18 protein-coding genes and 2 pseudogenes are annotated in these 22,511 nt (G+C 67.3%); 12 read left to right on the top strand and 8 right to left on the bottom strand.

Annotated features, from left to right (window positions below):
* The first annotated feature begins 15 nt into the window (after positions 1-15).
* The 3 genes from SH922_RS40190 to SH922_RS40180 all read left to right on the top strand — a co-directional run bounded on the left by SH922_RS40190 (position 16) and on the right by SH922_RS40180 (position 2,965).
* Complete coding sequence (locus tag SH922_RS40190; protein WP_393063413.1) at positions 16-1,089, top strand: tyrosine-type recombinase/integrase; 1,074 nt, start codon at positions 16-18, stop codon at positions 1,087-1,089.
* A complete protein-coding gene (locus tag SH922_RS40185) occupies positions 1,086-1,409 on the top strand; it encodes a helix-turn-helix domain-containing protein (RefSeq protein WP_393063412.1) in 324 nt (107 codons plus the stop codon). Before SH922_RS40190 ends, SH922_RS40185 begins: the two co-directional genes overlap by 4 nt.
* A gap of 263 nt (positions 1,410-1,672) precedes the next feature.
* Positions 1,673-2,965, top strand: coding sequence for a hypothetical protein (locus tag SH922_RS40180; protein ID WP_393063411.1), 1,293 nt, complete (start codon positions 1,673-1,675; stop codon positions 2,963-2,965).
* A gap of 76 nt (positions 2,966-3,041) precedes the next feature.
* Here SH922_RS40180 and SH922_RS40175 read toward each other — a convergent pair whose 3' ends face one another.
* Positions 3,042-4,163 carry a hypothetical protein gene (locus tag SH922_RS40175; RefSeq protein ID WP_393063410.1) on the bottom strand — a complete coding sequence of 374 codons (1,122 nt, stop codon included), beginning with the start codon at positions 4,161-4,163 and terminating at the stop codon, positions 3,042-3,044.
* A 159-nt stretch (positions 4,164-4,322) separates the two neighbouring features.
* Between SH922_RS40175 and SH922_RS40170 the strand changes: the two genes are divergently transcribed.
* The 3 genes and pseudogenes from SH922_RS40170 to istB form a co-directional block, all read left to right on the top strand.
* A complete protein-coding gene (locus SH922_RS40170; protein WP_393063409.1) occupies positions 4,323-4,982 on the top strand; it encodes a hypothetical protein in 660 nt (219 codons plus the stop codon).
* A 184-nt stretch (positions 4,983-5,166) separates the two neighbouring features.
* A complete protein-coding gene (locus tag SH922_RS40165; protein WP_393063408.1) occupies positions 5,167-5,808 on the top strand; it encodes a hypothetical protein in 642 nt (213 codons plus the stop codon).
* A gap of 319 nt (positions 5,809-6,127) precedes the next feature.
* Positions 6,128-6,775: pseudogene (gene istB / locus SH922_RS40160) on the top strand (IS21-like element helper ATPase IstB); the annotation flags it as partial.
* Between the two features lie 451 nt (positions 6,776-7,226).
* Here the strand turns inward: istB and SH922_RS40155 are convergent.
* The 3 genes from SH922_RS40155 to SH922_RS40145 all read right to left on the bottom strand — a co-directional run bounded on the left by SH922_RS40155 (position 7,227) and on the right by SH922_RS40145 (position 10,224).
* Entirely contained in the window at positions 7,227-8,228 is a 1,002-nt protein-coding gene (locus SH922_RS40155; RefSeq protein ID WP_393063407.1) for a tyrosine-type recombinase/integrase, read from the bottom strand.
* 671 nt (positions 8,229-8,899) lie between these two features.
* Positions 8,900-9,214: a helix-turn-helix domain-containing protein gene (locus SH922_RS40150; protein ID WP_393063406.1), complete on the bottom strand. Its 315-nt coding sequence runs from the start codon at positions 9,212-9,214 to the stop codon at positions 8,900-8,902.
* A complete protein-coding gene (locus SH922_RS40145) occupies positions 9,211-10,224 on the bottom strand; it encodes a tyrosine-type recombinase/integrase (protein WP_393063405.1) in 1,014 nt (337 codons plus the stop codon). The genes SH922_RS40150 and SH922_RS40145 overlap by 4 nt, the downstream gene beginning before the upstream one ends.
* 196 nt (positions 10,225-10,420) lie before the next feature.
* Between SH922_RS40145 and SH922_RS40140 the strand changes: the two are divergent.
* A pseudogene (locus SH922_RS40140) lies at positions 10,421-10,570 on the top strand (ATP-binding protein); the annotation flags it as partial.
* Positions 10,571-10,646: 76 nt separating this feature from the next.
* Here SH922_RS40140 and SH922_RS40135 read toward each other — a convergent pair.
* Positions 10,647-10,991: an HIT family protein gene (locus tag SH922_RS40135; protein ID WP_393063404.1), complete on the bottom strand. Its 345-nt coding sequence runs from the start codon at positions 10,989-10,991 to the stop codon at positions 10,647-10,649.
* Positions 10,992-11,649: 658 nt separating this feature from the next.
* Between SH922_RS40135 and SH922_RS40130 the strand changes: the two genes are divergently transcribed.
* Together SH922_RS40130 and SH922_RS40125 are read left to right on the top strand one after the other, a co-directional pair.
* Complete coding sequence (locus SH922_RS40130; protein WP_393063403.1) at positions 11,650-12,138, top strand: hypothetical protein; 489 nt, start codon at positions 11,650-11,652, stop codon at positions 12,136-12,138.
* 76 nt (positions 12,139-12,214) lie between these two features.
* The gene (locus tag SH922_RS40125; RefSeq protein ID WP_393063402.1) at positions 12,215-12,637 is read left to right on the top strand and encodes a hypothetical protein; all 423 of its coding nucleotides are present in this window, start codon (positions 12,215-12,217) and stop codon (positions 12,635-12,637) included.
* 128 nt (positions 12,638-12,765) lie between these two features.
* Here SH922_RS40125 and SH922_RS40120 read toward each other — a convergent pair whose 3' ends face one another.
* Complete coding sequence (locus SH922_RS40120) at positions 12,766-13,674, bottom strand: hypothetical protein (RefSeq protein ID WP_393063401.1); 909 nt, start codon at positions 13,672-13,674, stop codon at positions 12,766-12,768.
* Positions 13,675-14,001: 327 nt separating this feature from the next.
* On the opposite strand from SH922_RS40120, the gene SH922_RS40115 reads away from it, so the two are divergent.
* The 3 genes from SH922_RS40115 to SH922_RS40105 all read left to right on the top strand — a co-directional run bounded on the left by SH922_RS40115 (position 14,002) and on the right by SH922_RS40105 (position 19,446).
* A complete protein-coding gene (locus tag SH922_RS40115; RefSeq protein WP_393063400.1) occupies positions 14,002-17,154 on the top strand; it encodes a tetratricopeptide repeat protein in 3,153 nt (1,050 codons plus the stop codon).
* A gap of 133 nt (positions 17,155-17,287) precedes the next feature.
* Positions 17,288-18,655 carry a helix-turn-helix domain-containing protein gene (locus SH922_RS40110; protein ID WP_393063399.1) on the top strand — a complete coding sequence of 456 codons (1,368 nt, stop codon included), beginning with the start codon at positions 17,288-17,290 and terminating at the stop codon, positions 18,653-18,655.
* Positions 18,656-18,756: 101 nt separating this feature from the next.
* Positions 18,757-19,446, top strand: a complete 690-nt coding sequence (locus tag SH922_RS40105; protein WP_393063398.1) for an AbiV family abortive infection protein — start codon at positions 18,757-18,759, stop codon at positions 19,444-19,446.
* Between the two features lie 94 nt (positions 19,447-19,540).
* On the opposite strand, the gene tpg is transcribed toward SH922_RS40105, so the two are convergent.
* Together tpg and tap are read right to left on the bottom strand one after the other, a co-directional pair.
* Positions 19,541-20,098: a telomere-protecting terminal protein Tpg gene (gene tpg, locus SH922_RS40100; protein WP_393063397.1), complete on the bottom strand. Its 558-nt coding sequence runs from the start codon at positions 20,096-20,098 to the stop codon at positions 19,541-19,543.
* A gap of 3 nt (positions 20,099-20,101) precedes the next feature.
* Positions 20,102-22,297, bottom strand: a complete 2,196-nt coding sequence (gene tap, locus SH922_RS40095; RefSeq protein WP_393063396.1) for a telomere-associated protein Tap — start codon at positions 22,295-22,297, stop codon at positions 20,102-20,104.
* Positions 22,298-22,511 lie beyond the last annotated feature (214 nt).

Here is a 22,511-nt window from a genome sequence, read left to right as displayed (position 1 = left end):
AAGGGGAGGAACGGGATGGGACTGGCCGTTGTGCGCGATCTGCGGCCGGAGCTGCGGCTGGAGACGGTCGAGGAAGTCGCGGCCTTCGAGCAGGACCTACTCGCTGAGTTCGTTCTCGCCCGGGCCTCTGCCGGAGTCCTCGATGACACCATCCGCGGTGACGTCGGTCCCGTGTTGGCCCTGCGGGAGTGGTTCGGCCGGCCCTTGTGGGAGATGGAGCCCCAGGACCTCGACCGGTACTTCGGCCGGCACCGCCGCGACTCGGCCTCGGGCACCAAGGTCCGCCAGGCCGTGGCCTTCGCGGTGTTCTTCGAATTCCTTGAGCTCCGGCACAAGGCCGCGATTCACGCGGCCACCGGATTCGTCGTCGAGTCCCCGCTGGACGAGGTCAACCGTCCGCGCGGAGGCACCTCGGCGAGGCTGCGGATCCCGCCGCCGGAAACGGAGATCGGCACGCTCTTCGACGGCTGGCGATGCGACATGGAGGAGGCCCGCAAGTACGCTCCGGCTGCCCGGAACTACACTGCCTCGCGGCTGACCAGCCTCATCGGACCGCGCATCTCGGAACTGTGTCTGCTGCAGATCGGTGACGTCCGCTGGGACCTGGGGCGGTTCGGCAAGGTCTTACTCAAGGGCAAGGGCAGCCAGGGCCGTGGCAAGAAGGAACGGCTGGTCCCACTGATCAATGGTTCCCGTGACCTGCTGGAATGGTGGCTCACTGGGCCTCGCTGGGAGTTCGACGAGCGGGTCAACGACCCCCGAGCCCCGTTGTTTCCCTCCGAACGCCGATACGGCGACGGCTCCAGCAGGGCGGTGACGGACGACGCACTGCGGACCGGGCTGGCCGCGGCGGTGGCACGGCATCTGCCGCATCAGGCCGGGCAACTCACGCCGCACGTGCTGCGGCACTTCGCGGCATCTGACCTCTACCGCAACGGCATGGACGTCGTTGCCATCCAGGAGATCCTCGGACATGAGTGGCTCAACACGACCATGATTTATGTGCACGTTGAGAAGTCCCACGTTGAGGACGCGTGGATCCGTGCAGGCCAGCGGGCTGCGGCTCGATTCGGAGGAACACACCGGTGAAGTGGAACCTGCGGATGGTCGCCGCCCAGCGTGACGTCTGGAAGGCGTCCGAGCTGCAGCGGATGCTCGCGGAGGCCGGGTTGGTGATCTCGGCGGGCAAGATGTCCCACTTGTGGTCCGGGCGGCCGCTGACCGTCCGCCTCGACGACCTCGACATCATCTGCGAGGTGCTGGATTGCACGCCCGCCGAGCTCCTGGTCCCGGAGCAGTCCGCCGGCAGGCAAGAGACCACGGCCGTCGAGGAGACACCGCGGCAGGTTGTCGGTGGCACCCCGGTCATGCATCAGCGTCGGCCGGGCCGTTCAGGACCGCCGCTATGAGTACGCCCGCCCGGAGATCACGGCCCTGGGCGACCCGCAGCTGCCGCGACTGCATGGGCTGGGGCTGGTTCGACAGGCCCCGCTGCAAGGCATGTTGGGGGTTCGTCGCGAAGGCGACCAGCCAGCACTGCGACGTCTGCCAGCGCGAGGTCGCCGCGATCGACGGGGTCTGTCGGCTCTGCCGTCGCCAGGCCGGCCTGATCGCTGGTCCGGACAACAAGACGCGTGTCGACCTGACGGTCGCCGCCCGCACCGGGCAGCAGTTGTTCATCATCGGCACCCTGAGGCCACGCGGCGGACTCCCACCGAGAGCGAACGATCAGCGGCCCGAGCTTGAGCCGCTGGGAGGACGGCTGCACGGCGTCCAGCCGCGGTGGTCAGAGCCCTCCCTGTTCGAGATGCACCGTGATCTGAGGGGCGTCAGCAGCCTGGCACCACTCCTGGCTCCGGAACTGGCCACGGCCTTGAGTACACGGGCGGCGCGGATCGCGGAACTTCGCGGCTGGCCTCCCCGCACCCTCGGGTCGGTGCGGAGGGGCATCAGGATTCTTTGCGCGGTTCACCGGCCGGGCGAGGTGATCCTGGCCTCGACGATCGCCCAGCTCACCCACACTGCGGTGCCGGCCAATCACGTCCTGGAGGTGTTCGAGGACCTGGAGATCTTCCTCGACGACCGTCCGGACTCACTCGATGCCTGGTGCGAGACACACTTCGCCTCTCTTGCACCGGACATTCGGGCGGAGCTGGATATCTGGATCAATATCCTGCGGCACGGGACCTCCCGCCGCAGACCACGGGCCAGGTCCACGATCATCACCAACCTGGGGAGCATCCTGCCGTTCCTGACCGAGTACGCGGCGAAGTACACAACACTGCGTCAGGTCACCCGAGACGACGTCATCGAATGGCTCGCCCACCGTCCCCATCGCGCATACGACGCCAGTGCACTGCGTGGGCTGTTCCGAACGCTCAAGGCCGAGCGGCTGGTATTCACCAACCCGACGCGCGGCGTCCACGGCGGAAGACTTCCCGTCTCGATCCCCTTGTCGCTCACCGCGGACGAGGTGGAGTCCGTGGCTCAGGCCGCCCTGCAGGAACCGGCCCTTCGCGTGGTCGTCGCACTATCCGGTATCCATGCTCTGCCTGCCCACCGAATCCGGTCGCTGCTGCTGGAAGAAGCTGACCTGCCAGGACGCCGTCTCGACCCGGAGGATCTGGACCGTCCTTTGGACGAGTACACCGCCGAGGCGATCACCGACTACCTCGCCTACCGGCGCCGCCGCTGGCCGAACAGCACAAATCCGCACCTGCTGATCAGCCGGAACACGGCAACAACCACTGCGGCGGTGGGCACGTTCTGGATGGACAAGCTGGTCAAGAAACTACCGGTGAGCGTCGACCGGCTACGGCAGGACCGCATCCTCGAAGAGGCCCTCACCAACGGCGCCGACCCCCTTCACCTCGCGCACGTCTTCTCCCTCGGCGCCAAAACCAGCCTCCGTTACACATCCGCCATCGCCAGCTCGGCCGCCGAACAGGATTCGCGCACCTCCTGAACCGCAGTTGCCGGCGTACATCTGTATGTGCTCAGGGAGGTGCAACGAAAGGACTCTGCCGCTGATCTTGTGACGGTCAGCCATCGAAGCGGGTCCAGTCGACGGGGAGGTCGGCCAGCGGGTCCAGGGCGCTTCGGTGGGTGGCGCCGGCCCAGACATCGAATTCTTCGCCGCCCTCGCTGCTGACACGCACGACGAGGCCGGGGGCCACGTAGAAGTGGGTGGGTGCCCAGGGCCAGAAGGGACGCAGGGGCACAAGGTGCAGTGCTTGGGTGAGTTGCTCGACCTGTGGTGCCGTGAGTCTGTTGGGCAGGGCCAGGTAGTCGGCGCCCATGGAAGCCTCGAAGAGGGAGAACTGGATCAGGAAGCCGCTGAGCGGTTCCTGTTCGGCGATCGGCTCCTCGTCGAATTCACGGAACCAGACAGTCGGATCGGCCTCAGGTCCGTCAAGCGTCCACAGGAGGGACCAGAAGAAGCCTCCTTGGTTCTCGACGCCGAAGACGAGCATCTCCCCGAGATGGTCGGTGTGCAGGTCTGGCTCGGGCAGGATGCTGTTCTGGGTTCCGAGGGCACCCGGACGCTGCTTCGCGAGCTGGTACAGCTGTCTCAGTCCACCAGGCAGGCGTGAGGGAGAGTATGTGGAAGGCGATTCGGTGGTGTCACCGGCGGGGTACCAGCCGGTGACGAACTGTTCCAGCGCTGCCGCACGGTCACCGTTCACATGCCTGAGCCACTCCAGGCCCGGCAAGTCCACGGGTGGAAGTGGTGGGCGCACTCGGTTGAGGAGTTCTCTGCTCAAGGGTGCTTCAAGGCGCAGTTCACAGTCGGTGAGAACGCCGTCGGATGTGCCGGCCTGGCTCACCTGGGCGGTGCCCAGGTACAGGACCTCTTCTCCGAGGCGGACCGCGATGTGGATCGGCAACGAGCTTTCATCCGCACCCCAGGGCGACCCCATCAGTCGCTCTGTGACTGGTGCCGGTGCGGGCCCGATCAGGCGGACCTCCTCAGCGCTCCACACACCGCTCCTGGCGGGTGCGTCACTCGCTTCCGCGATGATCACCATCCCCGCTGGGCCTATGACGACGCCGGCGCCCCCCACCGTGAAGCGCCCGGCTGTCACCGAGCCGCCGACGAGCACGGATACGCGCTCCCCATCGAACACCAGCGCCGGAATCACGGCGGGACCCTGATCAGTCATCCCCGCATCATCCTCGACCACCACCGGGCATCCCTAATGACAGTCAGCGGCGTCACAAGATCAGCGCCAGGGCCACGGAAGGTGCCCAGCCTCCATCCCTCTTCAAGGCTTGTTGGCGCGTGAATGCTCGGCGTAATCGGGAGGCGATATGGGCGGGGGATGCGGAACACTTCCCAGGTGATCGTGATGCAGCCCGTCCTGGAGATCTACCCCCCTGATGGCTTTGCCCTCTGGCCCGTCGCCGAGATCGAGTCGTTCAGCTACCTGCCACTCAGCGGTGAGCTCGCTCCCGCCGAGGTCGGGACAGCGGTGATGCGCATCGTCGGCTGCAACGACATCGACCCTGAACATGACGACCGGCCGCCTCGGCCCGCCGACCCGCTCGGATCGTTCCTACACGGACTGCTGACCTTCGACGACCTCTTCGCGGCCGGTGGCATGCGGGTCACGGACGGCTCCAAAGGCGTCACCTTCCTGCCCGGCTGCTGCAACGGGCTGGAGGACTGGCGTGACTGGCGCGAGGTCGTCGACGGCAGCGGCCGAGCCTCTTTCGGCCACGACCCCGATCCATTCGCCGAGCGCCTCGCCGACACCGTCCGGTTGACCGTCGACGCCGAGCAGAGCGACAGCCCGGTGATCGAGCTGCCCGTCACCGAGCTCCGCCACCTGCTCGACGGCGCCGAGCATGACCTGACCAACTTCCTTGCACTAGCCGCTGACTGGGTGTCTCAGTACCTGTCCGACCACTTCACCCCCGTCACCGCCGCCCTCGCGCGCGTCCTTGCCCTGCCCGCGTCGGCCGTAGCGCCAAAGCCGTAGGTTGACTGCCCTGCTCCGCCGATCAACTGATGGCCGGGTGCCCCCGGCACAGTCGTCGTGTACGACGCAGTGAGCATGTTCGCGTTTACCCGGCTGGGCTTCGACGAGCACTCCGACAGCAGGCCCATGCAGGCCAAGTTCCCAGGGCCATCCGTAGGTTCATCCGGAGCACCCTTCAGAATCCGTGAACTCACGGGGGATCGGCATCGAGAGCTTCTACTGCCGACCTGGCATCGAAGGCGCCCACGAGAAGGGCGGAGTCGAAGGGATGATCGGCTACTTCCGCCGCAACCACTTCGTTCCCGTCCCCCAGGTCTCCTCGCTCGCCGAACTGAACGAGATGGTCGAACGGTGGGACCGGCAGGACGACGCCCGCCGCATCGGCTCCAGGCCCAAGACGGTCGCGGAGTACTTCGCACTCGAACAACCGTTGCTCATGTCCCTGCCCGAGGAACCATTCGAGACGGGCCGACTGTTCACCCCGCGAGTCGACCGCTACGGCCAGATCCCGGTCCGCACCAACCGCTACTCGGTCCCGATCCGGCTGATCGGAAAACGCGTACGCGTCGTGCTGCACGCTTCCCATCTGGTGGTTTACGACCAGAACGTGGAAGTCGCCCGGCACGAACGCCTCATCGCGAAGGGCGCCGTCCGGCTGGACCTGGACCACTACCTGGAAGTCTTGGTCCGCAAGCCCGGCGCCTTCCCTGGCTCCACAGCCCTCGAACAGGCCCGCTCTGCGGGCAGGTTCACCCCCGTCCACGATGCCTGGTGGGACCAGGCCCCCGCAAGATGCATGGTGAGCGGGACGGCACCCGGGCTTTGATCGAGGTCCTCCTGCTGGGGCGTCACCTGCCCCATGAGCATGTAGTCGCCGGCCTGGCTGCGGCCCTGCGGGCCGGAGCCATGACCGCGGACGCGGTCGCTCTGGAAGCCCGCAAAGCCGCCCAGGCCGAGATCGAACCTGTACCTGTGGCAGGCCCGCTGATTCCCGGGAGCTCGCCAGCGACGGTGACGTCCCTGCACGAATGGCGGCTGGCGCACCTTCCCGCGGACACCAGGCCGCTGCCATCGGTGACCCCCTATGACCAGTTGCTCCGACGCCGCCGCATCAGCGACGGTGACCATCGTGAGGGAGAAGCCCAGTGACTCTGCCCCGCCAGCGAGGCTTGACCGAGCAGGCTGCCGACGCCGCGATCGACACCGCCTGCAGAATGCTGCGGCTGCCCTCGATCCGCAACGAGTTCTCCGATATCGCCGACCGGGCGATGAAGGACCAGATGACCTACCGGGGCTTCCTTGCCGAGCTGCTGATGACCGAGTGCGACGATCGCTCCCGCCGCCGCTCGGAGAGGCGGATCAAAGCGGCCGGCTTCCCTCGGGAGAAGTCCCTGCGTGCTTTCGACTTTGACGCCAACCCCAACATCGACGCGGCCACCGTCCACACCCTCGCCAGCTGTGAATGGATCAAGAAGAGCCAGCCTCTCTGCCTGATCGGCGACTCCGGCACCGGCAAGTCCCACATGCTCATCGCTCTGGGAACCGAAGCCGCGATGAAGGGCTACCGCGTCCGTTACACGCTCGCCACGAAACTGGTGAACGAGCTGGTCGAGGCTGCCGACGAGAAGCAGCTGAACAAGACCATCGCCCGCTACGGCCGCGTCGATCTTATGTGCATCGACGAGCTCGGCTACATGGAACTCGACCGCCGTGGCGCTGAACTCCTCTTCCAGGTGCTGACCGAACGTGAGGAGAAGAACAGCGTCGCCATCGCCTCGAACGAGTCCTTCGGCAAAGCGCACATGTTCCGGCGAACCCGTGCGAGGTGCTGCCGAAACTTCACGGGTTCAAGCAGACGGAGAGACCATCCCGGTCACCGCTTCGGGGATCAGCGCAATCAGCTGCTGAGACCAGCAGTCCGACTGCTGTGTCGCGGCCTCCGCTCCGCAGTTGCCACAGACGAGGTTGGGGCCGTCCAGGCCGTCGAGTCCACAGCATCCGTTGCGACGCCTGGGGTCAGGGTGTCTGGTCAACCCCATGATGTCGTCGGGGTTCAGGACCAGTGCGCCAGTATGGGGACTGACCGCATACGACCCACGCGGCAGAAGCGGTGGCAAGAGTCGGTGTCCCGGGGCTTCCTCGGTGACCGGCGGCGGCATCGGCACCTCCCGGAGATCAGGACTCATCCGCTGCTGACAGTTGGTGCAAGAGAAGGCGGTCATGCCCGCAATTCTGTACGAGTTTTCAGCGCGGCCTCCTGGCATTTCGGCTGGCATCCGGAAGCGGGAGCCGCCCCTCGTCGACGTGATCGGCCAGATAGATCATGGTGGCCTCGGGGTCCATGCCGAACGCGGCGGCGACGAGCTTGGGGTCCATGGTGTTGACCAGCTCGAGCAGTCGAGTGCAGCGGATCATGCGGGGTGGGAAGCCGCAGGCGTCAAGGACGTGACTGACATAGGCGGTGGACGCCGGCCCCCGGCCGGACTTCGTCTGGCGGGTGACCATCACATGCGGGTTATCAGTCTTCTGGTCTTCGCGGTGGGCAAGGCAGCGTTCCATGGCCGCCCAGGACGGCGGATCCAAAGGGACCGGATGCGGGCGGTCGCCGAGCCGGGCGGTCCGGGCATGAAGGTCGAGGTCAACGGTCTGGAGCATTTTGACCTCACGGCTTGAGGCGCCGTGCAACAGGGCGAGCATGCCCAGTAGTGCTTCGTGCGGGTGGACGGCTGGATCCGTTGTCCAGCGGCGAAACAGCAGACGTTGCTGGTCAAGCGTCAGAGTCGCGCCAGTGAAGCCGCTCGGTCCTCCGGCGGTCAGCCCGCGGGCGGGATCGACGAGGACGATCTTCTGGGATCGCGCGAAGCGGAAGAACTGTCCGAGCACCACCAGTCGACGCTTTCGGGCCTTGGGCGAGCCGGCCAGGAAAGCTTCGAGATCGTGCACGTCGGTCAGTGCCCAGTCCTGCTTCCCGCGCTCACCGGCGAGGAACAGGGCAAGGTCACGCACGATGGCCAGTGCGGCTTCGATGGTGCCGTCAGTGCGGGGCAGCGTTCCGGCACGCCGTGACCGCTCGCGTGAGCGGATCATGAAGTCGGAGAAGGCCTCCACGGAAGGTCGCAGGGGCTCCGGGACCGCGAGAACCCGGCGTTGCCGGCGGCCGACCGCGAGCCGCTCGCCCTGGTCGGTGGCCATGGCCAGACCGCGACTGGTAAAGAAGGCTTCCAGGGCGCGGGCGAGGGAGCCCATCGACCGCCCCGGGCGGCGGGAACGTTCGAGTACGGACTGGGGGAGGCTGGGCTGGCCGTCCCGAAGAAGCCGCCCGAGGGAAGTGATCATCGTGCAGGCCCGGCCGACGGAGTACTTGGCGGCGAGATCTGTCGTGAAGTCCGGGAGCCAGTCGGGGGGATTGTCGAGTTCGGCGATGAGGTGCTCGGCCCGGACGAAGGGACGGTCGGGGTGACGCTGCCAGCAGGCCGAGCACAGCCCCAGCCCTGCGTGCTTCCGTACTCTGCCGCATTGCTCACAGGCCCGGGGCGGCTGTTCGGCCTGCCGGGGACGCGAGCAGTGCCCGCACCAGCCAGTGTCCTCGCGCAGATATCCGGGCCGGCTGCAGCGAGGGCATGGATCCTTGGCCGCGTCGCGTTCGGACTCCCGCAGGCAAGTGCGGCAGAGTGCCGAGGATTTACTCCGCACCGGGTGTCCGCATGCGGTGCATATGCGTGAGCAGGTGATGCACCGGCCGGTGTCCGCCTGGAGAACGCGCTGCTGGCCGCACCGGGGACAAGCGGCCCGGCCCTCGGCCTCCTTCTGCCGGGCAGTGCAGCGGCAGCAGTGGTACCGGTCGATGAAGCCGACCGGGGCTCCGCAGCCGACGCAGTCGCTCTGTTTGACGCCCACGATGCCCCCTCATCTCCGGGTCAGATAGGTGGCATCGAGCGGCCTCGCGCGGAGGCCACTTTCGGCAGGTCGGCGACCGGTCGCGGTGGAACCGCAGGACGCTCGACGGGGGTGGTGTCGACCTCGAAAAGGTCGTTGGGGGTGCAGTCCAGCGCGGTGCACAACGCGATCAGCGTGGACATCTTCACCTGGGAGGGCTCTTTGCTGAACAGCGCAGACACCGAGGCAGAGGACATTTGCAGCCCGGCGCGTTCGGCCAGCAGCCGCTGCAGTTGGGTGCCGGTCCAGATCTCGCGCTGGGCAGCGGCCATCCGTAAACGCCATCGGATCTTCATGCGGAGCTGTCCCCCTCAGCGGTCAGCTCGCCGAGCGTGGTGGTCACCGCGCGACGATAGGCATCCTCGATGAACGTCGCGGAGGGACGGACGTATCTCATGGTCGAACTGACCGTCCAATGACCAAGGAGCTGCTGGATTGCCACCAAGTCCACACCACGCTCGTAGTTATGGGTCGCGCAGGCCCGCCGCAGGGCATGCGGACTGAACCGGTCGGTCGCCGGACGGCCTTCGAGTTCCATCAGATAGCGCAAACGATTGCGAATCGTCCCGCGGTGCAGACTGCCTCCGGACTCGTCCGCAAACAGCACCGGCGAGTCGGGGAACTTCCCGCGGACGTCGTCGAGGAACCAGCGCAGGACAAGGTCGAGCCCGTCCAGCATCGGCACCCAGCGCGGCCGCGGTCCGGATGTGCGGGCACCTTTACCGAACCGGACGTGGAGCTTCCCGAACGGTCCCCGCGTGAAGTGGAGGTCCGGGCGGTCCAGAAGCGACACCTCTTCGGACCTCAGGCCGGCGTGATAGAGGGTCCGGAACATCGCATAGTCCCGGGCGGCGGGTGCGTACTTGCGGGCGGTGGCGATCCGGGCCTTAAGGAAGTCGAAGAACTCCGCGACCCGCTCTGGAGTCGGTGGCGGCAGCTGGGCCGGGGAGTCATCGCCGACGTGCCGGGCCGCGTTGAACTCATCGACCGGGCAGACCAGGCGAACGCCGAAACCGGCTTCGATCTCGACGGCCTTGCGGACCTGCAGAAACCGGTGAAAGCCCTTGAAGATCTGCACGTACTCGCGCCGGGTCGAGGCCGCCCGCCCGGCAAGAGCCAGGTCTCCGACGACGCGGTCGATGTCTTCGGGGGTGACGTCCCAGGCGGGCCGGCCCAGTGCGGTGAGCGTGCGTTCCAGCAGTCCGATGTCGTTCTCGACGGTCACCGGGCTGAACCCACGAGCTCGCCATGAGGCGACGAACGCCTCAACGCAGTCGGCCTGAAACTCCCACGGATCGGCGGTCACCGGCTCCAGCAGTACGGCACCGCCCTGGACCACCCTCAACTGGGATGCCACCGGCACACCTTCCTCACACCTGACCGATCAAGGCAGCACCTGGAGAATCCGGGCACCACCACGAAGACCAACGAGGACAGCAGGAGATAGATACGGGCCGGTGGCAGCGGCGATCCACGAAAAGGAACATGTGCCAGCCCCAGATGGCTGGACCAAGACCTTCACTGATCCCCGCCTCTGCGCGGCCATCGTCGACCGCCTCACGTTCAACGGCACCATCATCGAAACCGGCACCGACTCCTACCGCCTCGCCACCACCCGTGCACGAGCTGAACAGCACGTCGAGGTCAGCTGACTATTGGTGAGACCGGGTTGGCCCGGCATTGTCGAGCGCCGGGCCAACCCGCTGTAGCTATCGCAACCCAGCGGAGTTACGCGCGCGGGACGAACCGGGCTACGCCATTTCCAGCAGCGATGTGAAGGTGGAGATGCCGGTTGTGCTGTTCGTCGCCGAGCGTGGTCAAGACCTGGCACCCCCCGTGCTGTTCGACTACCTGCCGTGCAGCGGACTGGACGACCGCCAGCAACTGAGCCCCCACCGCGACGTCTAGCTCCAGCAGGGATCGAACATGCTGCTTCGGCACGACGATCACATGGTCTGTCCCGAAACCGGGAATTGGCGGACGAAACGCCAACACCTCCTCGGTCTCAATCACCACGTCGATGTCGATCGCGCGGGGAATGACCTCGCTGCAATACCAGTCAGGCTCGTCCATGCGAGCCACCCTACGGGTGGCCAACTGGCCTGCACAAACGACCTACGCTGGCATACCCGAGCGAAGCCGCAGCGCCGTCATTTCCCGCGAACATTCACAACCTCCTCGGTCGTCAAACGCTGCTGGAAACGATCGACAAACGCTGTCGCTGGACGTGAACGAAGCCAGTCCCCGCCGCACCAAAGGTGCTGTGCCTAAGGGCTGTCCCGTAATTCCTGGTGGATCAGCGCGCGGCGTCAGATGCGGTGCATCGCAAGGCGGAGGGACGCCCGAATACTGGATGTATTCGGGCGTTCCGACAACGCCGCGAGGTGCCGTAGCTGTCGTCGCGCGCCCGCCAGGAATTGCGGGACAGCCCTTAGCTCACTACCAGCGCTTCAAGAAGCACGGCGAGGCGGCCCTGGTCACGCCGATCACGGTCGCGGTACCGCCCGCGGTACGGGGATGCCACGTCGAGGGCTGCACGCGTCCGCATCAGGCCCAGGGCTATTGCGGAGGGCACTACCTCCGCTTCCGGGCCGCGGGTGACCCCGGCGGGGCGGAGCTCCAGGCCAACATGAAGCAGACCGGTTGGTGCCACGCCCCTGGGTGCACAGATCCCGGTCGGGCGAAGAACATGTGCGCCGGCCACTACCGGCGGCTCGCCTTGGGACAGCCCTTGGGCGAGAAGAAGAAGTACGCGCCCGCCGGCGCGGGCTACGTGAACGGCGGCGGCTATCGGGTAATCCGGGTCAACGGCAGGAGTGTGATGGAACACCGGCATTTCGTGCAGGAGTTGCTGGGTAGACCGTTGCTGGCGACGGAGACCGTCCACCATGTCAATGGCGTCAAGGCGGACAACCGCACGGACGGGCCTCTCGTTGAGGACGAGCAGGGGCGGTGGCGGTCAGGGAACTTGGAGCTGTGGTCTCACGCCCACCCCTACGGCCAGGAGATCGGCCCGAAGTCGGACTGGGCGCGGGGGTGGCTCGCGGCGTACGGGACGCCGCAGGAGCGGGTGGCCTATGCCGGTTTCGCCGACCCTCTGCCCCAGGCAGAGACAGGCGGATCCTCGAACCTGGGGTGCGGGGAGGAGGAGCAGTCAGCGGGCGGCAACAGCCGCGTGTCCGGTACGGCCCTGGGAAACCGCAGGCGCGCGATCTCTTGATCAAACCCGGGGACGGACAGACCGCCCCGGCCGTACGGTCACACCAAGACCAGTACCAACCCGCTCAGGAGACGTAGTGATCCCAGCACAGCACCCCTACGAAGCGCATTACAAGCAGGAAGAGGACGGCCGTACGGTCTACAGCAGCAAGCCCGTCATTGCGTGGGACGACGAGGGCCAAGCGCTCGTCGTTGATCAGCGCAACGGTCGACTTGTCCCGGCGAACAACGGCCGCGCCTTCACCGGACTCTCGGAGGGCGAGCACCCTGTTGTCGCCGCCATCCCTGGGGGTGGGTGGAGTGCCCGGTTCACGGAATCGGACGGCTCATCCACCGTGGACCCGCTGGTGGCCTGGACCGTCCGAAGCAACGGCACTCTCACCCCCATCGACACCGACACCACCGGTCTGTGCGATGACGCCACCGCGGTGAGCAACTTCGATGGCCTCGTTGCCCCTGGAGCTGAGACGCGGACGGCACAACAGGGCAGCTCAGCATGACCGGGCTATTCTTCATCCCGGCCGCCGCCTCCTGCCAGCTGCCCGACGTCATCCGCCGGCGCTCCCGCCGAACATCCGGCGAACCGTCCTGACGCTGCCCGCACGACCCGGCCTGGAGCGTCAGCCTCTCATCCGCCGGTGCCGCGCCACGCCTCGTACTCCTCGTCCTCGCTCAGCTCGTAGCCCTCCGGGTACGCGGCGTCCGCGCGCTCCCGGGCCGCCTGAGCAGTGGCGCGGACCTCGCGCCTGAGACGAGTGAGCAGGGCGAGCGCCGGTTCGTGGGTGATCGGGTCGACGATGTCGCGGGTGCGGGCCGTGTCCCAGTCGGCGACCCGCAGCGCGGTGTCCACCAGGAGCTGCGCCTCATCGACGGCGACGCCCACGGTGTCGCCGCCTGCAGTGGCCGACGCGATCAGGCGGTTGCGGATCACCCGGGCGTTCTCCCAGCCACGCCAGACGCCCTCCTGCTGGTCTGCGGTGCTGCCGCGGCTGACTCCCTGGGACAGTGGCGGGAAGGCCAGCACCAGCTCGGCAGCGGCGCGCCAGTCCATAGCCCGGGCCTGCACTCGGGCCTCCGCGACGATCCGCGACCGCAGGCTCGCCACTTGCCACGTCCGCGAGCGCGCGTCACGTTCCAGGGACAGGCAGTGCGGGCACAGCGGCGGCCCGTACCGGGCCGGAGGCTTCCACGAGCGGCTGGTGCGCAGCAGTTCAGTGCCGCAGTCGGCGCACAGGATCCCCGACGGTGCCGTGCCGATCGCCGCGAGCATCTCGTGGAGGTGGAGGCCGGCGGCCTCTGCCAGGGGGCGGCCGTGGATTCCGGGCTGCTGCCAGTACAGGTGCCTGAGCACCCCGATCAGCTCCGGGGCGTGGACGGCATCTACCTCGTCACGCAGTCGCTCTACCTGCTCCAGCACGCTCTGCCGCGTGTGGTCGCGCCGCTGTTCGGCTTCCGCGAGGACGGCTTCGGCACCGGTGAAATCGCGGACCGACCTCTCGATGGCGCCCAGAATCTCGTGCAGGCTCTCCTCGCTCATGCCCGAGAGCTTATGCACCAGGTCAGCGGCCCCTACCTCGAGGTCAGTGCGCGGGAGCGGCAGGCCCAGATCGGGGACCTGCGCGTACAGCCAGATGCGATGACCGTGGCGGTGATGGAACTGCCGGGCGCGGCCGTCGCCAATCGTCTGCTGTGGGAGGGCGCGGCGGACGTTCTTGCTGACCCTGCTCGCTTCTGCCGGTGGTGCCGCACGCCCGGATCGCCGGCGGGACGGACCCGCAGAACGGACTGGTGCGCTTCCAGCACGCTGCGGCCACCGCGGCAGCATGATGGTGGCAGGTGCGGGTCGAAAACCAGGGGGTAGCAGGTGACGGGGCGGGGTCCTTCACGACAGGAACTGATCAGGCGTCGACGCCGCAGTGGATTCGTTGGGCGACGTAGCGAGCAGGTGGCGTTTCAGGAGGCACTGCGACAGGTGCCTGAGGAGGCGACACAGTTCCTCTTCCACATTCACGGCCCCGGTGGTGTGGGGAAGTCCACACTGGCACGACAGTTGGAGAGCTCCGCCCGTGAGGCGGGTGCAATCACCGCCTACGTCGACGAATCGGTGACCGACCCGATCGAGGTGATGGAGTCCGTCAGTACTCAGCTCGCCGTGCAGGGCGCTTCGTCGAAGGAGTTCGACAAGATGCTGGCGGCCTACCGGCAGCGGCGCCACGATGCCGACTCCGGCCTTGCCGAGACTGAGAGGGCGGCGGACTTCCTGGGACCTGCCGCATCGCCCCCACCGTCACCATCGAGCATGGTTGTCTCACAGCTCGGTCTGGCAGGGTTGGGACTGCTACCGGGCGTTGGCGCGTTCACCGGCGCGGTTGACGCCAGCCATGTAGCAGCTGGCGCGGACCGTCTTAAGGCGGTGCTCAGCGCCCGTCTGCGCAGCCACGAGGATGTCCAGTTAGTCCTTTCGCCACTGCAGGTCCTGACTCCGGCGTTCCTCCGCGGACTGGCCGACGCGGCACGGAGCCGGCCGTGGGTGGTACTGATCTTCGATACCTACGAGCGCACCGGTCCGCTGCTGGACGCCTGGTTGCGGGACGTTCTGGTCAGTGACCGGTATGGCGAGTTGCCGGCGAACGTGATGCTGCTGTTGGCCGGCCAATCGCGCCTGGACCCGCAGTGCTGGGGCGACTGGCTCGACCTCGTCACCGACCTCCCCCTGGAGGTCTTCACCGAGGACGAGGCCCGCTACCTACTGGTCGCCAAAGGTGTCACCGACGAACGCGTCATCGAGCTGGTTCTGAAGCTGTCCAAAGGGCTACCCGTGCTGGTCTCGATGCTCGCGGAGGCTCGCCCGACAGACCCCACTGAGGTGGGTGATCCCAGCGGTACCGCCGTTGAACGCTTCCTGAGATGGGAGGCCGACCCTGCCCGCCGCGCTGCGGCCCTCGCGTGTGCCCTCCCTCTGGAGCTGGACGAGGATGTCTGCCGGACCGCCGTCGATGACGAGGAGGCAGCTGGAGAACTGTTCGGCTGGCTACGCTCCCTGCCTTTTGTACGTGACCATGCCGGTCGTTGCTTGTACCACGAGGTGGTGCGCAACGCGATGCTGCGCCAGCAGCGCATTCAGTCCCCAGAACGCTGGCGGGAGCAGCATGTTCGCCTGGCCGGTGCTTACCAGCAGCAGCGCCAGGAGATCGAGGGCCGTACTGGCTCCGACAGGGCCGACTGGGATGATGAACGCTGGCGTGCCGCCCGCGTCCACGAGACCTACCATCGCCTGTGTGCTGATGCCCGCGCCGCTCTCCCCGAGGCTTTGGGCGAGCTGGTCAGGGCCTACTACCACGATCTCACCACTCTCCGACACTGGGTGGACGTCGTCGCACGAGCTGGTGAGGACACCGACGCCACGGTCGTCACGGAGGCCGGACAGCGGCTGCGGGCCGCACTTGACGAACCAGACCCGCCTATCGCCGCGTTGACCATCCTGCTCTCTCACGACACCCTTCGCTCCCCGAGCCGGGCGCTCGCCCACGCGTTGCGCGGCCGCCAGCATCGCAAAGCCGAGCGGTACGAGCAGGCGATTGCCGACTACGATCGCGCCATCGAACTGGGGCTGGAGGGGGACCTCGCCCACTATGGGCGCGGGTTGGTGCACCTTGCCGTGCACCAGTACCGGGATGCCTTGGCCGACTTCAACAGGGCCGTCGAGGCCGACCCGGCAGACACGTCCAATCTGGCCCAGCGTGCCTGGACACACAGGCTTCTCGAAGAGGAGGAGGAAGCGATCGGTGACTATGACGAAGTTCTCGCACTCGAGCCAGACGACGTCTTCGCCCGCACCATGCGCGGCAGAGCGCGTCAGCAATTGGGCCAGCATGACGAGGCCATCGTCGACTTCGATCTGGCCCTCGCCATCGACCCAGACTACGTGTACGCCCGCTACAGCCGGGGCTCCATCCATCAGGCTCTGCATCGGTATGACGAGGCCATCGCCGACTTCGACCTGGCCCTCGCCATCGACCCAAACTACGTGCACGCCCGCTACAGCCGGGGCTCCATCCATCAGGCTCTGCATCGGTATGACGAGGCCATCGTCGACTTCGATCTGGCCCTCGCCATCGACCCAAACTCCGTGTACGCCCGCTACAGCCGGGGCTCCATCCATCAGGCTCTGCATCGGTATGACGAGGCCATCGCCGACTTCGACCTGGCCCTCGCCATCGACCCAAATGACGTATACACCCTCATCAGCCGGGGCCTCGCCCACAAGGCTCTGCATCGGTATGACGAGGCCATCGCCGACTTCGACCTGGCCCTCGCCATCGACCCAAACTACGTGTACGCCCGCTACAACCGTGGCCTCGTCCATCAGGCTCTGCATCGGTATGACGAGGCCATCGCCGACTTCGACCGAGCCCTCGCCATTGAGCCCGACAGCGCACGGAATCTCAGCGCGCGGGCCAAAATGCACCGCTTGGAGGGCCGGAACGCAGCGGCGCTGGCCGACCTTACTTGCGCTCTGGAGGTCAGCCCGGACAGCGGCTTCGCCCTCGGCCTCCGAGGACTCGTTTACCGAGTCACCGGCCAATACGATGCGGCACTGGCCGATCTCTCTCGCGCCGTCGAACTGGACCCAGACGACGGATGGGCTCACTACGAGCGAGCGGTGGCGTTGCATGCCCTGCACGACCCGGCTTACGAGCAAGCCCTCGTGCGTGCCATTGAGGTCTTGGAGGCCAGTAAAGCCTCATCAGAGGGCCCGTTGCACGTTGTACCGGTGCTGGGCAACCTCTTCCTCGCCCATTGCCTGATGCCCCACCGGGACAAGGCGAACTACTACCTGACTGCCTTTCTCGATGTCCAGCCAGCCCCTGGTTGGCTCTCCGAACTCCTCATCGCTATGGACACGCTGGTGGACGTGCGCCCCGACATGGACGAGTTCCTCACTCCGTTCCGCCGCCTCCTAGCCGAGGCCCTCAACAACGCTGCGGACCGATATGCCGCAGCCCCACCACGCTGAACCCTGCGACGTACGAGGGTCAGTAGCAGGCCAGGAAGACACTGGCCGACCGGCCGGACACCGCCGGCTGACCCGGCGGGCGGACGGAGGGCCTCGAGACCGTAAGCGACTCAGGGGCCCGTCGCTTCGGTGCTTGTCCACGCGCGAATTCGTCGTGAGGGTACGGCCGTTGGTGGAGTATGAAGGGATGAATAACTCTTTGTTCGCCGCGTCGGCGGCGGACCTGACAATCGAGCGCATTCGCGCCCTCGCCGCGCGTCTGGACCAGGTGGAAAGCCTGACGCTGGAGTACAAAAGCAAGTACTCCTCGACTTTGGTGACGACCATCGCTGCAATGGCCAACACCTACGGCGGAATGATCCTGGTCGGCATCAACGACGAGGTGGAGCCGGGCGTCGAGCGGGTCGTTGGCGTCGACGCCCAGACGACGATCGACCAGATCGTCAGCGGGTGCAGCACGATGCTCGATCCACCCTGGGAACCGACTTTCTTCAATGTGCCTTTTGGCGACGGATCGGGGCGCAGCGTGGTGGTCGTCCGCGTGGACGCCAACGTCGCGCCCCGGCCTGTGCTGGTCAAGCTGAAAGCGCCGATCCGGCTGAGCGGACGCAACGCTACTGCCGACCGGGCCCGGCTTCTCCAACTCGTCCGCGAGGAACCCTCCGCAACGGTGTTGCCCATGGGGCAGCACATTTTGTCCCCGAACCTGGAGAGGGACAACGAGGGCAAGGCCACCGCCGACTTCATCCTCCGCACCGGCATCAACCTCCCGATGGGCGAGGCCGGTGCCTGGCGTCCGCTGTCGGAGAGGGCCGTCGCCTCCCTCGCCCGGGCGCTGGACGATTCCGCTCTCCCCGCGGCTCTGCACAACCTCGGAAACGGGGCGATCGTCTACGCCACGGGCTTCCGTCAGCGCGGGTACAACAGGGCTCGGAAGGCCCGACTGGTATGGCAGGCCACCGGCCGGCCCGACGAGAGAATGCATCTGGTCGAAGCAGTAGTGTCGGTCGACCTCCCCGAAGCCTATGGCTCTGCGGAAAGGCATCCGGTCGCGAGCGTCACCATCGACATCATCGCCAGGGTCTGCCAGTACGCCGAAAGCCGCGGGAGCGCAGGATGGAAACACCGGTACGCGGTGCCGGACCTGGCCGACCTGTTCGACGGGCTGCTGAAGACTGCCGTCGATCCCCAAGTTGTCGCGGAGATCGCCCGCATCGCTGACATCGACACCGCTCTTGTGGCTCAGCCGCGCGAGCTCCACCTTGCTGCGGACCGGCACGTCAAGGAACTCCTCCACTCCAACGGGCTGCAGGAGATCCCGGACGCCGGTCCATCGAGTGGCGGCGTCTTCCGCGCCAACCCGGCCCTGAACCTGCGAAACGACACTGACCGCCAGGAGCAGGTGGACGACTGGCTCCGCCAGCTCGGTCTGGACGCCGGCCTGACGGGCATGGAAGGCCTGGTCGAGAGCTACCGGGCCTCGCCCCGGCCGAGGACGTAGCGCGTAGGATGCGAAGCGCCTGGCCCCGGCGGTTCAATGCCGGGGCCAGGCGCTTTGTACGTGTGCTGCCGGCCCAGTCGGGAAGTCGGCACACTGGGCTCATGACCGAAATGAGCCCAGGACAGGCGCGCGAGTTCTGGAAAGCATTGGTGGACAACGCCTCCTCACTGATCACCGACGCCCGCACCCTGCTGAGCGTCGGGTCCTACGGTCGGGCCTACTCCCTGACCGTCCTGGCGCAGGAGGAGCTTGGGAAGGCCCTGTGGATCTACAACGTCTTCCAGGTGGACTGGAGCTCCGGTGCTGATCAGCCCCGGACGGTGGACGCCCTGGCTCAGCACGGAAAGAGTCATACCAAGAAGTACCTTGAGGCGGTGGTCTTCGGTGACGACCTCGCCGAGTTCTGGGGCGACTACAGCGCCGTCCGTGCCACGGGATCGAGCTACGAGGAGTGGGAGCAGGCCCACAAGGCACGACAGGAGGAAGCGGAGGCCGCTGCCAGGATCGCCAACCTGGCAAAGCAGCGCGGGTTCTACGTCGACCGCGACAAGAACGACACCATCTTGTTCCCCACGGCCATTCCCGCCGGAACAACCGAAGCAGACCTGCAGACCGCCGCGCGCGTGATCGAGATGCTCCTCATCAACGATCACGTCCGGATGAAGTCGGCCGCCACACCGTACGACAGCACCCATGAGCAGCAGTTCCGGCTGTTGTCCGTGGCACACCCTGAGGACTGGGCCGCGGCCACAGGATCGGCTGGCCCAGAGGGCGAACAGGACATCTGGTAGCCGAGGAGTTCGGAGGCCAGCCTCTCCCATGACGCAAAGCGCCTGGTCCCCGGCAGCTTCAATGCCGGGGCCCAGGCGATGCTCATGAGCGGGCCTACAGCTCGATGTCGAGTCGTTCCACGTCGGTGAACTCCACGCCCAGCCCGGGTGCGCGGCTGTTGTTGGCGCGGAAGTACATCTGCGCGAGGCCATCGGCCGCGATCTGCCGGAGCTGGTCCTCGTTGGCGCCCTGCTCCCGTGCGCTGAACAGTTGGTCGGCGTACTGGGGCGGCAGGGCCTGGGTGATGTCCCGGATCCGGGCGTCGTCGGTCGTGCCCCCAGCGGATTCGAATCCGAAACGGGCGCGGGTGGAGACGACCAGCCCGCCCGTGGACGCCGCCTTCTTCCGCGCCTTCGCACGGATCTGCGGCTGCCACCGCTTCTTGACCTCGCGCTCCAGGCGGCCGCGCAGCTCCTGGCGGGGCCGCTTGAGCTTGCCCGAGACGTATCGCTCCACGGTGCGCTGGGAGATCCCGAGTGCCTGGGCGGCGGCCTTGGTGCCCTTGAGCTGCTTGACCAGGTACTTCATCTGCGCCTGGGCGCTCTGCGGGATGCGGCGGGTAAACGCCCCCTCCAGCGCGCGGTCCAGACTGTCCCCGAGCGAGTCGACCATCGGTTACTCCCCTTCGCCGGCGCTCTGGTCGGTCTTGATGAGGTTGGCGATGTTGAAGACGCCGCCGCGTTCCTCGAATTGCTGCTCTGCCCACAGGACGGTCTGGGTGCCCTGGTGCTTCACCATCCCGGGCGAGACCCCGAGCCGGAACGTGCCCGGTGCCGGCTTGCCCTCGGGCGTGTGCGGCAGGACGTCCAGCGGCGACGGGCCGGACGAGGGGTAGACGATCGCGTCGGTGCCGATGGAGACCGGGTACAGGTCGGCGGCGGCTGCCGTCTTCATCAGCTTGCGGTGCAGGCCAACCCGCTGATTCGCGAGTACGGCGGCCCGGATGTCGGGGCGCCAGGTCTCCCGCTTCAGCGCCGGGTAGGGCTCGTAGTACGGCACCTGGCCCCGGCTGCGCTGGCGCAGCTTGCCAATGCCGCCCTTCGCCGTCGCCTTGATCGCGGTCTCTAGCAGCGCCATCGTCGGGTCGGCCTGCTTGCGCTGCGCCATAGCGTCGAGGAAGTCTTGGCCGCCGAGGTCGGTGGTGATGCCCATGTCGGCCATCGTCTCCACGTACGCGTCGCGCAGCCGCTTGTACCAGGCGTCCAGGTAGCGGCCCGACTGGGTGCGGACGTGCGCCTCGATCGGCGCGACGTCGAAGCCGAGCTCCACCGCGTAGGCGACGGTGGGTGTGGCGTACCAGGCCGGGCCCTCGGGCCGGTCGCCCTTCGGTGTGAACGGGCTCGGGAGCCGGTCGCCGTCGACGCTGCGGCCGTTGATCCGCACGCGGGACAGGTCGACGTGGCTCAGGTCGACCAGCCACGAGCCGGGCAGTGAGGCGTCGAACCGCAGGTTGCCGGTCAGGTGGGTCGGCCCGTTCAGCCCGACCGTGAGGCTGTTCGCGGCCGCGGCGAACGACATGTTGAGGTCGACCGCGACCAGGAACTGGTTCACGCATTCGTCATCGGTCAGCGGCCGGCACCAGTCGTAGGGCTCCTCCATCAGCATCTCTGCCGGGGTGCGCATGTGATGCCGGGCGAACTTGCCCTTGAGGACCGGGTGTTCGTCGGGGACCTCGCACTCCACCACGTCGTACACGGCGGTGAGCGCGTCGTCGTTGAACGCGCGCTTGAACTCACCCGTCGCCGGGTCCTTCTCCGCGCGGGTCGGCGGGCGCAGCGCGACCATCAGCTCGAGGCCTGTCGTCGCGGTGGTGCCGCGCGGCGTCATCACCCGCGCCGCGTACAGCCCGAGGTACTGGGCGAGGTCGGCCGGGTGCATCGTCAGCAGCAGCTGCGGGTTGTCCTTCTTGCCCCACTCCCGGGTGTCCAGGGCGTTCCACGGCAGGATGCACAGCTGGACACAGCGCCGCCGGGAGCCTTCGGGCTCGCGGAAGACGCGGGCCCACGGACCGAACCCGCGCTGGGTGAGCTGGAGGCCGGCCTTGCCGATCTGCTTGACCACCTTGTGGCCCTCCGGCAGCCGGCTCGCGTGCCGCTCCTCCTCCGACAGGGCGGCGGGCAGGCCGAAGCGCTCCAGTGCTGCCGCGGTGAGGATGAGGATCGGGTCGGCGTCGCGGCCGTTGCGGTGCAGCCGGGCCTGACCGAGGCGGGCCTCGGCCAGCGTCCAGTCGACTAGCGCCGGGATGGACTTGGCGGGCACGTCCAGGACCAGGCCGCCGACGCAGTACGCCGACACCTGCCCGTCCTCGCAGTCGATGACAGCGAGCGGCCCGTTCTCGAAACGCGGGTCGACGGCGCCGGCGGCCGCCGTGGTCTTCTTCGCCACCGCCTTCTTCGCACCCGGGCGCCGCGACGAGGCCGACGGCCTGGTGGTACTGCTCGTCTCGGTCTTCGGCCGGGACGGCGGCACGGCGGGTGCCGAGACCGGCTCCGGGGCCGGACCGGTGAACGACTCAGGGACCACCGGAGCCGGGGCGGCGGGCGCGCCGACGGCCTGGGTGGGATAGCGGGCGGCGAGGCCCTCCAGCAGCCGGGCGTACGCGGCCCGCTTCGGCGGCCGCGGCTCGGTCCGCCCGGCCTCCCAGTTCCCGACTGCTTCCCGGCGGGCGTCCAGCGCCGTGGCGATCTGCGCCTGACTCAGACCAGCCGCCTCACGCAGACGCTTACGCTCCGCAGGGGTCGGCAGCTCGTCCTGCGCGACTTGCTCCAGCAGCGCATCGACGGCGCTGAACAACTCGTTCTCAGTGGACACAGAGGTCACCTCCAGTAGACAGCATAGCCGATCGCGCCTTGATTCACTCATTCAATCGCTCATGAATCGCACTTTAGGGCGGAGTGAAGCACACCACGGATAGGCCGCGCAACGACTCTTTGCGCAGGTCAGAACCCCAAGCGCTGGGGCGTTGCAAATCCCTGTTGCACCGGCGTTTGCACACAGGCCGACCTGAAACGTCGCGCGGCATGGC

It is taken from the genome of Streptomyces sp. LN549 (assembly GCF_043203805.1).
Taxonomy (GTDB): Bacteria; Actinomycetota; Actinomycetes; order Streptomycetales; family Streptomycetaceae; genus Streptomyces.
The sequence above is the reverse complement of the archived record's forward strand: the minus strand, read 5'-3'. Positions and strand labels throughout refer to the sequence as shown.

Excerpts from the sequence above, each read along its gene's own strand:
- SH922_RS40190 (WP_393063413.1), top strand. The coding sequence starts at position 16 with ATGGGACTGGCCGTTGTGCGCGATCTGCGGCCGGAGCTGCGGCTGGAG.
- SH922_RS40175 (WP_393063410.1), bottom strand. The coding sequence starts at position 4,163 with ATGACTGATCAGGGTCCCGCCGTGATTCCGGCGCTGGTGTTCGATGGG.
- SH922_RS40170 (WP_393063409.1), top strand. The coding sequence starts at position 4,323 with ATGCGGAACACTTCCCAGGTGATCGTGATGCAGCCCGTCCTGGAGATC.
- SH922_RS40155 (WP_393063407.1), bottom strand. The coding sequence starts at position 8,228 with ATGGGCTCCCTCGCCCGCGCCCTGGAAGCCTTCTTTACCAGTCGCGGT.
- SH922_RS40150 (WP_393063406.1), bottom strand. The coding sequence starts at position 9,214 with ATGAAGATCCGATGGCGTTTACGGATGGCCGCTGCCCAGCGCGAGATC.
- SH922_RS40135 (WP_393063404.1), bottom strand. The coding sequence starts at position 10,991 with ATGGACGAGCCTGACTGGTATTGCAGCGAGGTCATTCCCCGCGCGATC.
- SH922_RS40120 (WP_393063401.1), bottom strand. The coding sequence starts at position 13,674 with ATGAGCGAGGAGAGCCTGCACGAGATTCTGGGCGCCATCGAGAGGTCG.
- SH922_RS40105 (WP_393063398.1), top strand. The coding sequence starts at position 18,757 with ATGACCGAAATGAGCCCAGGACAGGCGCGCGAGTTCTGGAAAGCATTG.
- tpg (WP_393063397.1), bottom strand. The coding sequence starts at position 20,098 with ATGGTCGACTCGCTCGGGGACAGTCTGGACCGCGCGCTGGAGGGGGCG.